Annotated in this window: 14 protein-coding genes and 1 pseudogene; 11 read left to right on the top strand and 4 right to left on the bottom strand. The window is 72.3% G+C overall.

The window, feature by feature from the left end; translation table 11 throughout:
* A partial coding sequence (locus tag BU198_RS10755) for an MDR family MFS transporter (protein WP_188296608.1) occupies nucleotides 1–1,271 on the bottom strand: 1,271 nt, incomplete at its 3' end.
* A 148-nt stretch (nucleotides 1,272–1,419) separates the two neighbouring features.
* Here BU198_RS10755 and BU198_RS10750 point away from each other — a divergent pair.
* Together BU198_RS10750 and BU198_RS10745 are read left to right on the top strand one after the other, a co-directional pair.
* The gene (locus BU198_RS10750; RefSeq protein ID WP_188296607.1) at nucleotides 1,420–2,178 is read left to right on the top strand and encodes a phosphoglyceromutase; all 759 of its coding nucleotides are present in this window, start codon (nucleotides 1,420–1,422) and stop codon (nucleotides 2,176–2,178) included.
* A 274-nt stretch (nucleotides 2,179–2,452) separates the two neighbouring features.
* Complete coding sequence (locus BU198_RS10745) at nucleotides 2,453–3,049, top strand: lytic polysaccharide monooxygenase (RefSeq protein WP_188296606.1); 597 nt, start codon at nucleotides 2,453–2,455, stop codon at nucleotides 3,047–3,049.
* A 123-nt stretch (nucleotides 3,050–3,172) separates the two neighbouring features.
* On the opposite strand, the gene BU198_RS10740 is transcribed toward BU198_RS10745, so the two are convergent.
* A complete protein-coding gene (locus BU198_RS10740) occupies nucleotides 3,173–3,352 on the bottom strand; it encodes a hypothetical protein (RefSeq protein WP_188296605.1) in 180 nt (59 codons plus the stop codon).
* A gap of 216 nt (nucleotides 3,353–3,568) precedes the next feature.
* Complete coding sequence (phoU, locus tag BU198_RS10735; RefSeq protein WP_188296604.1) at nucleotides 3,569–4,258, bottom strand: phosphate signaling complex protein PhoU; 690 nt, start codon at nucleotides 4,256–4,258, stop codon at nucleotides 3,569–3,571.
* A 306-nt stretch (nucleotides 4,259–4,564) separates the two neighbouring features.
* Here phoU and BU198_RS10730 point away from each other — a divergent pair, with 306 nt between their 5' ends.
* Both BU198_RS10730 and BU198_RS10725 read left to right on the top strand, forming a co-directional pair.
* On the top strand, nucleotides 4,565–5,977 hold the full coding sequence (locus BU198_RS10730) for a sensor histidine kinase (protein ID WP_223244222.1): 1,413 nt from the start codon (nucleotides 4,565–4,567) through the stop codon (nucleotides 5,975–5,977).
* Between the two features lie 2 nt (nucleotides 5,978–5,979).
* Nucleotides 5,980–6,675, top strand: a complete 696-nt coding sequence (locus tag BU198_RS10725; RefSeq protein WP_188296603.1) for a response regulator — start codon at nucleotides 5,980–5,982, stop codon at nucleotides 6,673–6,675.
* Between the two features lie 100 nt (nucleotides 6,676–6,775).
* On the opposite strand, the gene BU198_RS10720 is transcribed toward BU198_RS10725, so the two are convergent.
* Complete coding sequence (locus tag BU198_RS10720) at nucleotides 6,776–7,438, bottom strand: DUF461 domain-containing protein (RefSeq protein ID WP_188296602.1); 663 nt, start codon at nucleotides 7,436–7,438, stop codon at nucleotides 6,776–6,778.
* Nucleotides 7,439–7,877: 439 nt separating this feature from the next.
* Between BU198_RS10720 and BU198_RS10715 the strand changes: the two genes are divergently transcribed.
* The 7 genes and pseudogenes from BU198_RS10715 to BU198_RS10685 all read left to right on the top strand — a co-directional run.
* On the top strand, nucleotides 7,878–8,360 hold the full coding sequence (locus BU198_RS10715; protein ID WP_014136563.1) for a CarD family transcriptional regulator: 483 nt from the start codon (nucleotides 7,878–7,880) through the stop codon (nucleotides 8,358–8,360).
* Nucleotides 8,361–8,655: 295 nt separating this feature from the next.
* Nucleotides 8,656–9,411, top strand: a complete 756-nt coding sequence (gene ispD / locus BU198_RS10710) for a 2-C-methyl-D-erythritol 4-phosphate cytidylyltransferase (RefSeq protein WP_223244224.1) — start codon at nucleotides 8,656–8,658, stop codon at nucleotides 9,409–9,411.
* Nucleotides 9,401–9,901: a 2-C-methyl-D-erythritol 2,4-cyclodiphosphate synthase gene (gene ispF, locus BU198_RS10705; RefSeq protein WP_188296600.1), complete on the top strand. Its 501-nt coding sequence runs from the start codon at nucleotides 9,401–9,403 to the stop codon at nucleotides 9,899–9,901. The genes ispD and ispF overlap by 11 nt, the downstream gene beginning before the upstream one ends.
* 142 nt (nucleotides 9,902–10,043) lie before the next feature.
* Nucleotides 10,044–10,436 carry a PPOX class F420-dependent oxidoreductase gene (locus tag BU198_RS10700; protein WP_188296599.1) on the top strand — a complete coding sequence of 131 codons (393 nt, stop codon included), beginning with the start codon at nucleotides 10,044–10,046 and terminating at the stop codon, nucleotides 10,434–10,436.
* A 94-nt stretch (nucleotides 10,437–10,530) separates the two neighbouring features.
* Nucleotides 10,531–11,925 (top strand): cysteine--tRNA ligase, encoded by a 1,395-nt coding sequence (gene cysS, locus BU198_RS10695; protein ID WP_188296598.1) that lies wholly within the window; start codon nucleotides 10,531–10,533, stop codon nucleotides 11,923–11,925.
* Nucleotides 11,926–12,062: 137 nt separating this feature from the next.
* A complete protein-coding gene (gene rlmB, locus BU198_RS10690; protein WP_188296597.1) occupies nucleotides 12,063–13,055 on the top strand; it encodes a 23S rRNA (guanosine(2251)-2'-O)-methyltransferase RlmB in 993 nt (330 codons plus the stop codon).
* A gap of 237 nt (nucleotides 13,056–13,292) precedes the next feature.
* Nucleotides 13,293–13,794, top strand: a pseudogene (locus BU198_RS10685) (hypothetical protein); the annotation flags it as partial.

The following is a 13,794-nucleotide window of genomic DNA, read 5'->3' as shown; positions in this document are numbered from 1 at the left end:
GCCGCGGGCGCGAGGACCTCCGCCACCACGGCCTCGCGCCGCCCCACCGCACCGGTGCGGCGGGCCAGCGTGACGTACCCGAGCGCAGTGACCGTCCCGACCGCCCCGCAGACCGTCCAGAGGACCACGGGCCCGGCGTGCTGGAGCAGCAGCCCGCCGCCGGCCGGGCCGAGGAACGAGGCGAGCGACCAGGAGAGGCTGTGCACGCCCTGGTAGCGGCCGCGCCCGTGGGTCGGCGCCAGCTCGGCGACCATGCCCATCATCACCGGCGTGTTCAGGATCTCGCCGACCGTCCAGACCGCCACCGAGAGTGCGAACAGCCAGGCCGAGGACCCGGCCAGCGCGGCCAGTCCGAAGCCCCAGCCGGTGAGCAGACAGCTGGCGACCAGCAGCCCGGTGCGCGAGCGGCCCTCCATCCACCGGGTGAGCGGGATCTGGAGGACCACGATCAGCAGCCCGTTCAGGCCGATGACCAGGCCGTACTGGGTGGAGGTGATCCCGGAGGCGCCCATGTCCACGGCCAGCGTGGTGCTGCCCTGCTGGAAGACCAGCGCGAGCAGCAGGGTCAGCCCGACCAACGCCATGAACGGGGCGTCCCGGAACACCGAGAGCAGGCTGACCGGCGGTTCGGCGGAGCCGGCCGGGTGGCCGGGCGGGAGCTGGGGCCTGGTCTCCGGGATCCGGACGAAGATCACCACCGCGCAGACCAGGGTGGAGAACGCGTCCAGCAGGAAGAGCGTCAGATAGCCGTGGGTGGCGATCAGACCGGCCGCGGCGGCGGAGAGGCCGAAGCCGATGTTGATCGCCCAGTAGTTCAGCGAGTACGCGCGGACCCGGTCCTCGGCCGGCACCAGGTCGGCGATGATCGCCGAGGTGGGCGGCCGGGTCGCGTTGCTGCACAGGCCCACGAAGAAGACCACCACGGCGATCGCCACCTGGCCGTCCGCGAAGCCCAGCACGGCGGTGGACAGCGCGGTGCCGAGCTGGGCGGCGACCAGCGTGGGACGGCGGCCGATCCGGTCGGCCAGCACGCCCGCGCCGATCGCCGCGACGGCCGAGCCGAGGCCGAACAGCGAGGCCACCAGGCCCGCGTAGGAGGCCGAGTACCCCCGGTCGACGGTCAGGTACAACGCCAGAAAAGTGACGACGAATGCGCCGAGCTTGTTCACCAGGGTGCTGACCCAGAGCCACCAGAACTGCCGCGGCAGCCCGCCCACCGTCTCCTGGACGAGTCTTCGGAGCCGGGGATTGGAGGCCAGGGCGACGAGCATGTGGGGGCTCCCGGAGGCAGGCGTCCGCTGAGCGGTGCGGCAGGCCCGGTCAGCCAACGCAGGTAAGTGTCAGATGCGCGGAGCACACATTACACATCGGCCGAAGGTCCCCACCAGGGGTTTTCCGGCCCCCACTAAGCTGGGGGCCATGGCTGACACGACGTACCGACTCATCCTGCTCCGCCACGGCGAGAGCCAGTGGAACCAGAAGAACCTGTTCACCGGTTGGGTCGATGTCGACCTCAACGAGAAGGGCGAGAAGGAGGCCGCCCGCGGTGGCGAGCTCCTGGCCGCCGAGGGTCTGCTCCCCGACGTGGTGCACACCTCGCTTCTGCGCCGCGCCATCCGCACCTCCCAGATCGCCCTGGACAAGGCCGACCGGCACTGGATCCCGGTCAACCGCAGCTGGCGGCTGAACGAGCGCCACTACGGCGCGCTCCAGGGCAAGGACAAGGCCCAGACCCTGGCCGAGTTCGGCGAGGAGCAGTTCCAGCTGTGGCGCCGCTCGTACGACACCCCGCCGCCGGTGCTGGCCGACGACGCCGAGTACTCGCAGGCCGATGACGCCCGTTACGCCGAGATCCCGAGCGAGCTGCGTCCGCGCACCGAGTGCCTGAAGGACGTCGTCGAGCGGATGCTCCCGTACTGGTACGACGCCATCGTCCCGGACCTGGCCGCCGGCCGGACCGTCCTGGTCACCGCCCACGGCAACAGCCTGCGCGCGCTGGTCAAGCACCTCGACGGCGTCTCCGACGAGGCCATCGCCGGTCTGAACATCCCGACCGGCATCCCGCTGGTCTACGAGCTGGACGCCGACTTCAAGCCCGTCGCCCAGGGCGGCCGCTACCTCGACCCGGACGCCGCCGCGTCGGCCATCGAGGCGGTCAAGAACCAGGGCAAGAAGTAAGCCACTTGCCGACGAGGCTCCGCCGCCCGGCCTTGCCGGGTGGCGGGGCCTTCGTTCGTTTTCGGTCGGTTCGGAGTCAACCCGCTTGCTCGGCACTGGAGTTGGGTAGGCGGGAAAATGGTTCAGACCATTGACGGCTCAATCGGCGGCTCCTACCGTGAGGGCACCGGACTGGCGCAGGCATGCCAGGAACTCCCCGTCCGGGCCGCCGCACCCCCACGCGCGCGCGTCTGCGCCCCGGCGCACACTCCATCCACCCCCACGGAGGAGCACCATGCGCACACGCCACGTCGTCGGGGCGGTCGTCGCCGCCCTGGCGATCCCGCTGACCCTGGCCTTCCCGGCCGCCTCTCACGGCTACATCACGACTCCGCCCAGCCGGGCCGCGCTCTGCGACGTGCACACCCACGGCGTCGCCTGGGACTGCGGCGACATCCAGTGGGAACCGCAGAGCGTCGAGGGCTCGAAGGGCTTCCCGGCCCTGGGCCCCTCGGACGGCACCATCTGTGCCGGCGGCAACGCGCGCTTCGCCGAACTGGACGACCCGCACGGTGGCGCCTGGCCGACCACGCAGGTGTCGGCGGGCCAGCAGCTGACCTTCACCTGGCGGTTCACCGCCCGGCACGCGACCGCCGACTTCCGGTACTACATGACCAAGCCGGGCTACGACGCGAGCCGGCCGGTCACTCGGTCCGACCTGGAGCTGACGCCCTTCCTGACCGTCCCGTACGGGGGGCAGCAGGTGCCCGGCTCGCTCAGCCACACCGCGACCGTCCCCGGCGGGCGCACCGGCCACCACGTGATCGTGTCGGTCTGGAACATCTCCGACACCGCGAACGCCTTCTACTCCTGCTCCGACGTCCGGTTCTGACGCACGCGGGAACGCGCCCGGGAGCGCACCCGGGAACGCACCCGGGAACGCACGCGGGAACGCACGAGGTGCACGGCCGTCGGCGGGCCGTGCACCTCGGGGACTCCTCGGGTGGCGGGCCGCTCAGTGGCCGCCGCAGCAGCCGCCGTCCGCGCCGCCGCACTGGCAGGGCGCGCCGGACTGGCAGCCGCAGCCGCAGCCGGGGCCGCAGCCGCAGCCGGCCGCGAGGACGGGAAGCAGCTTCGGGGCGAGTGGCTCGACGGTTTCGTGGGCGGTCGCCGGTCGGGTCGAGTTGGCCTTCATCGAGCTTCCCTCCTAGTGACGGGCACAGTCCTGTGCCCCCACTGTCGAGTGAAACCGCCGAACGGACGGAGCGTCAACGGGCGCGCAGTGGTGGGGCGCACGGTAGCCCGTGCGCCCACACCACCCTCGTCGCGGGTTTACTCACCCCCCCGGGGTGAGCCGGGACCGGCCCCGGCGGGACCGATGGGCCCGCCGGCACCGGTCCGGCCCCGGCGGTCAGTCGACCGGCGCCGCCTCGGCGGCCTCGGTGGCGGCCACGAACTCGGCCACGTGCTCGCCCGTCACCAGGTACACCACGCGCTTGGCGACCGACACCGCGTGGTCCGCGAAGCGCTCGTAGTAGCGGCCGACCAGGGTGAGGTCGACGGCGGTCTCGATGCCGTGGTGCCAGCGCTCGTCGATCAGGTGCGACAGCAGCTCGCGGTGCAGGGTGTCGATCGCGTCGTCGTCCTGCTCCATCTCCAGCGCCTTGTCGACGTCCTTGGTGGCGATGACCAGGCCGGCCTTGGCCACCAGGCGCTGGGCGAGCTGGCCCATCTCCAGGACGGTGGAGTGCAGGTCGCCCGGCACCGCGGTGTCGGGGTAGCGCATCCGCGCGACCTTGGCGACGTGCCGGGCGAGGTCGCCACAGCGCTCCAGGTCGGCGCTCATCCGCAGCGAGGTGACGACGATGCGCAGGTCGGTGGCGACCGGCTGCTGGCGGGCCAGCAGGTCGATGGCCCGGTTCTCCAGCTCGTGGTGCAGCTCGTTGATCTTGGCGTCGGCGGCGATCACGCTCTCCGCCAGCGCCAGGTCCGCGTCGAGGAGGGCGGTGGTGGCGCGGCCCAGTGCAGAGCCGACCAGCCGGGCCATCTCGACCAGGCTGTCGCCGATCGCATCGAGTTCCTCGTGGTACGCGTCGCGCATGTTCTCTCCTCAGTAGCTGTGTCGGTGGCGGTGCCGACCGGTCAGCCCGTCCGACCATCGTTCCGGCGTCCGGGTGACCGCTGCTGGTGGCGCGCATCGTACGCGCACACCCGAGCCGGTGACCGCCGTTCGGCACACCGATCTCTCCCACACGGGCTGCCCGGCCAACTTTCCGACGCCAGGGCGACGGTGCACGGCCGCTACGGTGAATCGGCCACAACGTGAAGGTGAATTCTCGGCAACGTACGGTCGATGCCTTGACCCAGTGCATGGGGACTGCCCTGGCCGTACGCTTACGCTGGCCACATGGACGTGAACGTGGCCGCCGCCGCTGCCTGCGCCATAGCCGGGCTCGGCGTCGGCCTCACCGCCTCCATCGCCTTCCGTTGGAGCGAGCGCGAACAGGCCCGGGGCAGGTACAGCGGAACCGGCGGCAGAAACCCCGGCCGGTACCAGTCCCTGGGCACCGGCCACCCCGAGCCGCCGCTGCCGCCCGGGGTCGACACCGTGCTCTCGGTGCTCCGCTCCTGCGCGATCGTGCTGGGCGAGGGCGACGAGGTGGTCAAGGCCAGCTCGGCGGCGTACGCGATGGGCCTGGTGCGCGGTGGCGCCGTCGCCGTGGACCAGATGCTCGCCCTGGCGCGCGCCACCCGCAGGGACGGCGAGATCCGCCAGGTCGAGCTGGAGGTGCCCAGGCCGGGCGCGGCCCGCGCGGCGGAGCCGCTCGCGGTCTCCGTCCGGGTGGCCCCGCTGGGCTCCCGGCTGGTGCTGGTGCTGGTCGAGGACCAGACCGAGCGACGCCGGGTGGAGGCCGTCCGCCGGGACTTCGTGGCCAACGTGAGCCACGAGCTCAAGACCCCGGTCGGCGCGCTGTCGCTGCTCTCCGAGGCGGTCGCCGACGCGTCCGACGACCCGGAGGCGGTGCAGCGCTTCGCCGGCCGGATGCAGGTCGAGGCGACCCGGCTGGCCAGCCTGGTCCAGGAGATCATCGACCTCTCCAGGGTCCAGGACGACCGGCTGATGGTCGACCCGGAGCCGGTGGCGGTGGACGAGCTGATCGCCGAGGCGATCGACCGCTGCCGCCAGCAGGCCGCCGCCAAGCAGATCCTGATCGCGGCGGGCGGCATCGCCGGCCTCTACCTGCACGGCAACCGCGGCCAGCTGGCCGCGGCACTCGGCAACCTGGTCGAGAACGCCGTCAACTACAGCCCGCCCCGCACCCGGGTGGCCATCGCCACCCGCCGGATCTCCAGCGCCGCGGCGCTCGGGGAGGCGGACGGCGAGCTCATCGAGATCTCGGTCACCGACCAGGGCATCGGTATCTCCGAGAAGGACCGCGAGCGGGTCTTCGAGCGGTTCTACCGCGTCGACCCCGCCCGCTCCCGGGCGACCGGCGGCACCGGCCTGGGCCTGTCCATCGTCAAGCACGTCGCGGCCTCGCACGGCGGCACCGTCTCGGTGTGGAGCGTCGAGGGCCAGGGTTCGACCTTCACCATCCGCCTGCCCGCCGGGCAGGCCCCCGTGGACGGCGATCCCGACGACGTGTTCGACGACGAGCCGGACCACGTGCCGGACCACGAGCCGGACGGCGACTCCGCCGGACGACCCGCCGCCGCTCCCCGAACCCTCACCACGGACCGCACGGCCCGTCCGTTCCCCGCCGGGGAACGGGAACAACACCTGTCAGACACAACCCCTCAGCTTGCCCCGGAGGCCTGATCGTGACCCGAGTACTGGTGGTCGAGGACGAGGAGTCGTTCAGCGACGCCCTCTCGTACATGCTCCGCAAGGAGGGCTTCGAGGTGGCGGTCGCCGCCACCGGCCCCGACGCCCTGGAGCAGTTCGAACGCAACGGCGCCGACCTCGTCCTGCTCGACCTGATGCTGCCGGGCCTGCCCGGCACCGAGGTCTGCCGCCAGCTCCGGGTGCGTTCCAACGTCCCGGTGATCATGGTGACCGCGAAGGACAGCGAGATCGACAAGGTCGTCGGTCTGGAGATAGGCGCTGACGACTACGTCACCAAGCCGTACTCCACCCGTGAGCTGGTCGCCCGGATCCGCGCGGTGCTGCGCCGCCGCGGCGAGGACGGCGGCGCGGGCGACAACGGCAGCGGCCCGGGCGCCCTGGAGGCCGGCCCGGTCCGGATGGACGTGGACCGCCACGTGGTGACCGTGGACGGCGCCAAGGTCGACCTGCCGCTCAAGGAGTTCGACCTGCTGGAGATGCTGCTGCGCAACGCGGGCCGGGTGCTCACCCGGATGCAGCTGATCGACCGGGTGTGGGGCGCGGACTACGTCGGCGACACCAAGACCCTGGACGTCCACGTGAAGCGCCTGCGGGCCAAGATCGAGCCGGACCCGGGCGCGCCGCGCTACCTGGTCACGGTCCGAGGCCTGGGCTACAAGTTCGAGCCGTAAACCGTCCCGATCACGCGGAAGGCCCCCGCCGGCTGCCGGCGGGGGCCTTCGCGTCGCTCCGGCGGGCCCGTGCGGGCCCGCCGGGGGGCGGGGTGGGTCGTCAGTGCGCGGCCGGGACGGCCGGCGTGGTGGCGGTGCCGGCCGGGACCCCGGTGGCCGGAGCGCCGGGGACGGCGGCACCGGTGGTCGGGGCGGTCGCGGGGGTGGTGGTCTTGGCGGGGGTGGCGGTCGGCGCGGGGGTCGGCCCGAAGCCCTTGTACAGACCGAGGCCGTGCTCGCCCGCGTCCGGGTTCACGGCGGCCTCCGCCTCGACCTTCTGGCCGTCCTTGAAGGCGAACGCGGTCGGGGCGAAGCCGCCGACGTGGACCTTCGCCGAGGTGACGGAGGCGGACGGGTTGCCCTGGCCGCCGATGGCCACGGAGCCGCCGGCCGGGACGACGATGGTGGACAGCGGGGCGCCGGCGGCGTCCGCGAAGGTGGCAGCGGCACCGCCGACGGTGACGGACTGGAGCTCGGCCGGGGTGGTCGCGGTGTTCGCGATGTTGACGACCACGTTGGCGGCACCGGTGTAGTCACCCGCGGTGCCCACTCCGGTGACGACCACGATGTTGTTCAGCCGGAGGTTCGCTCCGAGGGTCGCCGCCGCGTTGTCGGGCTTGACCTGCAAGGTTTCCGGCGTGTTGCCGGCGGCGCAGGAGGACAGCGAGGCGATGGCGATGGCGGCGATGGCGGCGATGCTGCCGCGTCGAAGAGTGCGGCTCACGGCGGCGGCTTCTCCTAGGTCACGTGTCGGTAGGTCAGGTCTCAGATTATCGACCTCACTTATGGGCTCCTCACGGGGTGGTCCCCGTGTCGCACTCCCGGGGGTCGCCGGGGGCCGTCCGGCGGTACGGGCGGCGGCGTGTTCGGCATGTCCGGGTCACTCGACGGACAAGGTTCGACCAAGATCGAATAACGATTCGGCCGCGACCTGAAAAGGGGTGAAAGCTCAAGATCCAACCATGGTTGCGGGGGTGTTGCGCAAGGGTTTCGCCGAACCCCGGAACCGCCTCCGACCTGCGGGAAGCCCCTCTCGAACATCGGTCGCAGCACGTCATGGGGGTCCTTGTCAAGCCCCGAGACCGGCCCTGACCTGCGAAAACGCCCTTCGGGTGCGCCGAGAAGCGTGTTATTCTGGAAAGCCACGGAAGGGGTCCTGTCACATGACGTTCAAGGTTGGCGACACGGTGGTCTACCCCCATCACGGGGCCGCGCTGATCGAGGCCATCGAAACTCGCCAGATCAAAGGTGTGGACAAGACCTACCTGGTGCTCAAGGTGCAGCAGGGAGACCTGACGCTCCGCGTGCCCGCCGAGAACGCGGAGTTCGTCGGCGTGCGCGATGTGGTCGGCCAGGAGGGTCTGGACCGGGTCTTCGAGGTGCTGCGCGCACCGTACACGGAAGAGCCGACCAACTGGTCCCGTCGCTACAAGGCGAACCTGGAGAAGCTCGCCTCGGGCGACGTCATCAAGGTCGCCGAGGTCGTCCGCGACCTGTGGCGCCGCGAGCGCGAGCGCGGTCTCTCGGCCGGCGAGAAGCGGATGCTCGCGAAGGCGCGCCAGATCCTCGTCAGCGAGCTCGCGCTGGCGGAGAACACCAACGAGGACAAGGCGGAGACGCTGCTCGACGAGGTCCTCGCCTCGTAGCGCGCGCCACCGCAGTGCGGTCGGGCTGCCGCCCGACGTTCACAGCGCCCGGTGCCGACGCGCCGCTCCCCGGACCGACCGTCCGGGAGTGGTGCACTGGCACTCCGGGCGCTGAGGCGTGTCCGGAGCACACCACCCACCCGACTCGGTCCAGGCCTGCAAGACCGTTTCCGCACCCGCTTGCGCGGAGCCCGCGGAACCGTGCGGCGGGCGGTGGACCGTGGTTCTTCGGAAGGGGTCCGGTGCGCCCGCCGGGCACGCCATGGCCATACCCACTTCGCCGAAGGAGTGAAACCTGAACGCGTCAGCAGCAGTCGCAGCAGCAGTGGTGCCCGCCGCCGGCCGGGGTGAGCGGCTGGGGCCGGGGGCCCCGAAGGCCCTGCGGGAACTGGGCGGTGTGCCGCTCCTGGTGCACGCCGTCCGGGCCCTGGCCCGCAGCCGGGCGGTTGGCCTGGTCGTGGTCGCCGCACCCGCCGACGGGGTGGCCGAGGTGGTCGCCCTGCTGGACAGCCACGGGCTGGACGGCAAGGACGTCCGGGTGGTGGCCGGCGGGGCGACCCGCCAGGAGTCGGTCCGGCTGGGCCTGGCCGTGATCCCGGAGGAGGTCGGGATCGTGCTGGTGCACGACGCGGCCCGCCCGCTGGTCCCGGTCGAGGTGGTGGACGCCGTCGCGGCCGCCGTCCGGGCCGGGGCGCGGGCCGTCGTGCCCGCCGTGCCGCTGGCCGACACCGTGAAGCGGGTCGAGCCGAACCCGGGCCGCCCCGAGCCGGTGCTCGACACGCCCGAGCGCGCCACCCTGCGCGCCGTGCAGACCCCGCAGGGCTTCGACCGCGCCACCCTGGTCGGGGTGCACGCCAAGGCGCTGGCCGAGGAGAGCGCGGGCACCGCCGACGCGCCGCCGGTCACCGACGACGCGGGCCTGGTGGAGCGCTACGGCGGCCGGGTCGTCGTGGTGCCCGGCCACGAGGAGGCGTTCAAGGTCACCCGTCCACTGGACCTCGTGCTCGCCGAGGCCGTACTCGCCCGCCGGAGGGCCGCCGATGCCTACTGAGACGCAGACTCCGCCCGTTCCCCGGGTCGGGATCGGCACCGACGTGCACGCCTTCGAGGCCGGCCGCCCGCTCTGGGTGGCCGGGCTGGAGTGGCCGGACGCCGGGGACGGCCTCTCCGGGCACTCGGACGCCGACGTCGCCGCGCACGCCGCCTGCGACGCGCTGTTCTCGGCCGCCGGGATCGGCGACCTGGGCGCCCACTTCGGCACCGACCGCCCGGAGTGGGCCGGTGCGTCCGGGGTGAAGCTGCTCGGCGAGGCGGCGCGGCTGGTCCGCGAGGCGGGCTTCGAGATCGGCAACGTCGCGATCCAGGTGATCGGCGTGCGGCCGAAGATCGGCAAGCGGCGGGTCGAGGCCCAGGCCGCGCTGTCGGAGGCGGCCGGCGCCCCGGTGTCCGTCTCCGGCACCACCACCGACGGGCTGGGCCTGACCGGCCGGGCCGAGGGCCTGGCAGCGATCGCCACCGCCCTGGTGTACGAGCGGCGTTGAGCCGGTCGCGGTGAGCGGGCGGGAACAATCCGCCGCTGACGGGTGTTCACCGGGTGTTCCGGGGGCCCGAGTCGCTAGTGTTCGGCTCGGGCCCGTACGGGGCTTCCGCTCGGGCCGCACCGCCGACGAGAAGAGGTTTCCGATGGGTGTCGGACTCGCCGACAAGGTCAAGGAACTGCTCGACAGCACGAGCTTCGCCGTGGTCTCCACGATCCAGCCCGACGGGAGCCCGCAGGCTTCGGTGGTCTGGGTGAAGCGGGACGGCGACGACATCCTGTTCTCCACCGTCGAGGGCCGCCGCAAGCACCTCAACCTGGTCAGGGACCCCCGGGTGTCGCTCGTCATCAACTCGAAGGACAACCCGTACGAGTACTTCGAGGCGCGGGGTGAGGCCACGCTGACCACCGAGGGCGGGCGGGAGCTGATCGACGAGCTGTCCCACAAGTACATGGGCAAGGACTACGGCTTCGACGGCCCGGAGGACGTCCGGGTGGTCGTCCGGATCTCCCCGCGCAAGGTGGTCGGCAACATCTGACCCCCTCCCTTCACCCGCCGTTCCCCGGGGCCGCGCCCCTGTTGTCCCGGGGAATGTGGCGGGGCACCCCCCTGTGCCCACTACGCTTGACGCTGTGAGCATTCGTCTGTACGACACCAGCACCCGCCAGGTACGCGACTTCGTCCCGCTTGTACCGGGTTGTGTCTCGATCTACCTGTGCGGCGCTACCGTCCAGTCGGCGCCACACATCGGGCACATCCGGTCGTACCTGAACTTCGACCTCATGCAGCGGTGGTTCGCCTACCGCGGCTACCAGGTGACCTTCGCCCGGAACGTCACCGACATCGACGACAAGATCATCACCAAGGAGCGCGAGCTCGGCACGCCGTGGTGGCAGATCGCCTACGAGAACGAGCGGGCCTTCAACGACGGCTACGACGCGCTCGGCTGCCTGCGGCCCACCGTCGAGCCGCGGGCCACCGGGCACATCCCCGAGATGATCGGGATGATGCAGGCGCTCATCTCCAAGGGCCACGCCTACGCGGCCGACGGCAACGTCTACTTCGACGTCCGCTCGTACCCCGACTACCTGGCGCTCTCCAACCAGAAGCTGGACGACCTGCGCCAGCCCGAGGGCGAGGGCGAGACCGGCAAGCGGGACCAGCGCGACTTCGCGATGTGGAAGGCCGCCAAGCCGGGCGAGCCCAGCTGGGAGACCCCGTGGGGCCGCGGCCGTCCCGGCTGGCACCTGGAGTGCTCGGCGATGGCCCACAAGTACCTGGGCGCGGCCTTCGACATCCACGGCGGCGGGCTGGACCTGATCTTCCCGCACCACGAGAACGAGATCGCCCAGTCCAAGGCCTACGGCGACGACTTCGCCCGCTTCTGGGTGCACAACGCCTGGGTCACCATGGCCGGCGAGAAGATGAGCAAGTCGCTGGGCAACTCGGTGCTGGTCTCTGAGATGGTCAGGGCATGGCGGCCGATCGTGCTCCGCTACTACCTGGCGGGTCCGCACTACCGCTCGATGATCGAGTACAGCGAGGAGTCGCTGCGCGAGGCCGAGGCCGGCTTCGGCCGGATCGAGGGCTTCATCCAGCGCGCCGTCGAGCGCTGCGGCACGGTCGACGCGGCGCCCGAGGTGCCGCCGGCCTTCGCCGAGGCGATGGACGACGACTTCGGCGTCCCGCAGGCGCTGGCCGTCGTGCACACCGCCGTCCGCCAGGGCAACAGCGCCCTGAACGCGGACGACAAGGAGAGCGTGGTGGCGCGACTCGCCGAGGTCCGTGCGATGCTCGGAGTACTGGGCCTCGACCCGCTCGACCCGCACTGGGCCGGGACGGAGCGCGGCGAGGACCTCCACGGCGTCGTCGACTCGCTGGTCCGTCTGGTCCTGGACCAGCGGCAGGCGGCGCGCGCGCGCAAGGACTTCGCTACCGCGGATGCCATCCGCGACCAGCTCGGCCTGGCCGGGCTGGCGATCGAGGACACCCCGTCCGGCCCGCGCTGGACGATCAACAGCCAGTAACCCCATCCGACGATCGGGGTGATGGGTGGGCCGTACCGGACCGGTGCGGCCCTCCCTCATGACGTAGCGCATGCCGTCGGCCGCCACCGGACAGACCGGGGCGGCCGGGGCATGCCGGACAGACAGGAAGTACAGCCATGGCCGGCAACAGCCAGCGCAGGAACCGTCGCAACCCCGGATCGAAGAAGGGTGCGGCTGTCGGTACCGGCGGGCACAGCCGGAAGGCGCTCCAAGGCAAGGGCCCGACCCCGCCCGGCGAGGAGCGCAAGGGCCACCCGAAGCAGCGGGCCGCCAACGCCGCGATCAAGCGCGAGCGGGACGCCAAGGCCCGGGCCGGCATGCGCCGGTCCGGGGCCGGCGGTCGCGGTGGCCGCGGCGGTGCGGGCAGCGCCGAACTGGTCTTCGGACGCAACTCGGTGGTCGAGGCCCTGAAGGGCGACGTGCCCGCCAACACGCTGTACGTCCAGCAGTTCATCGACACCGACGACCGGGTCCGCGAGGCCTTCCAGGCCGCCAACGACCGCGGCATCCCGCTGATGGAGGCCCCGCGCCCGCAGCTGGACCAGATGACCGGCGGGCTCAACCACCAGGGCCTGGTGCTCCAGGTGCCGCCGTACGAGTACGCGCACCCCGAGGACCTGCTGGCGGTGGCCGCCGACTCCGGCCAGGACGCGTTGATCATCGCGCTGGACGGGGTGACCGACTCGCGCAACCTGGGCGCCGTGGTCCGCTCGGCCGCCGCCTTCGGCGCGCACGGCGTGGTCATCCCCGAGCGCCGTGCGGCCGGCATGACCGCGGGTGCCTGGAAGACCTCCTCCGGCGCCGCGGCCCGGCTGTCCGTCGCCCGGGCCACCAACCTGACCCGTGCCCTGGAGGCCTACCAGAAGGCCGGCCTGATGGTGGTCGGCCTGGCCGCCGACGGCGAGGCCGAGATCGGCGACCTGGAGCTGCTGACCGGTCCGGTGGTCATCGTCGCCGGCAGCGAGGGCAAGGGCCTGTCGCGGCTGGTCTCCGAGACCTGCGACATGCGGGTCCGGATCCCGATGTCCGGCCTGACCGAGTCGCTGAACGCCGGTGTCGCGGCGGGCATCGTGCTGTACGAGGCCGCCCGGCTGCGCGCCAAGCGCTGAGCACGGCGGGGTGCCCGGCACGGCTCGGAAGCTGAGCACGGCGGGGTGCCCGGAAGGCTCGAAGGCTGAGTACGGCCGGGTCGCCGAGCGCAGGCGATCTTCCTAATTCTCCGCAATCCGAGTGGAAGGCGATCGGGCCCGACCGGGCCCGATCGCTTTTTTCATGATCACTTCAAGTGTGCGCCGGACATCCACCCGGGAGAGTGTCCTAAGCGCCCGTCACCCGGTTAGACGGGCGTGGACACCAGAACACCTCGGCGCCCCCTGTTCGGCGACGGCAGCACCGGGATAGACGCGGGCCCCGGCCTCAACACCGTGAAGGTGGAGTCGGACCCGGGGCGGATCAGCAGCACCCAGGCGAGCTTCCGCCTCCGGCTCGGCGCCCCGGTGCCGCCGCTGATCGAGGCCCCGGCCGGACTGCTGTCCACCGGTGCCGCGTTCGGCGACCCGTACGCCAACCAGGGCCTGATCCGCCGTCCGCTGGTCACCCCGCAGGTCGTCGTGCCCGCCTCCGCCGTCCCGGTGCTGGCCGGGGTCGGGGCCGGCGGCGCGACGCGCCGCAAGGGCCGGGTCACCACCGTCACCTGGACCGGACAGGCGCCCCCCGGAGACCTCGCGGCCACCCGGCTGCTGGAGGCCGTGCGCCCGGGCGGCAGCCCGGCCGGTGGCGTCCGCCTGGTCGATGCCGACACCCAGGTGCTCCCTTCCCTCGCGGGCGCCCGGGCCGTCCCGCGCCAGC

Source organism: Streptomyces sp. CBMA156, assembly GCF_014596515.1.
GTDB lineage: Bacteria > Actinomycetota > Actinomycetes > Streptomycetales > Streptomycetaceae > Kitasatospora.
The sequence above is the reverse complement of the archived record's forward strand: the minus strand, read 5'-3'. Positions and strand labels throughout refer to the sequence as shown.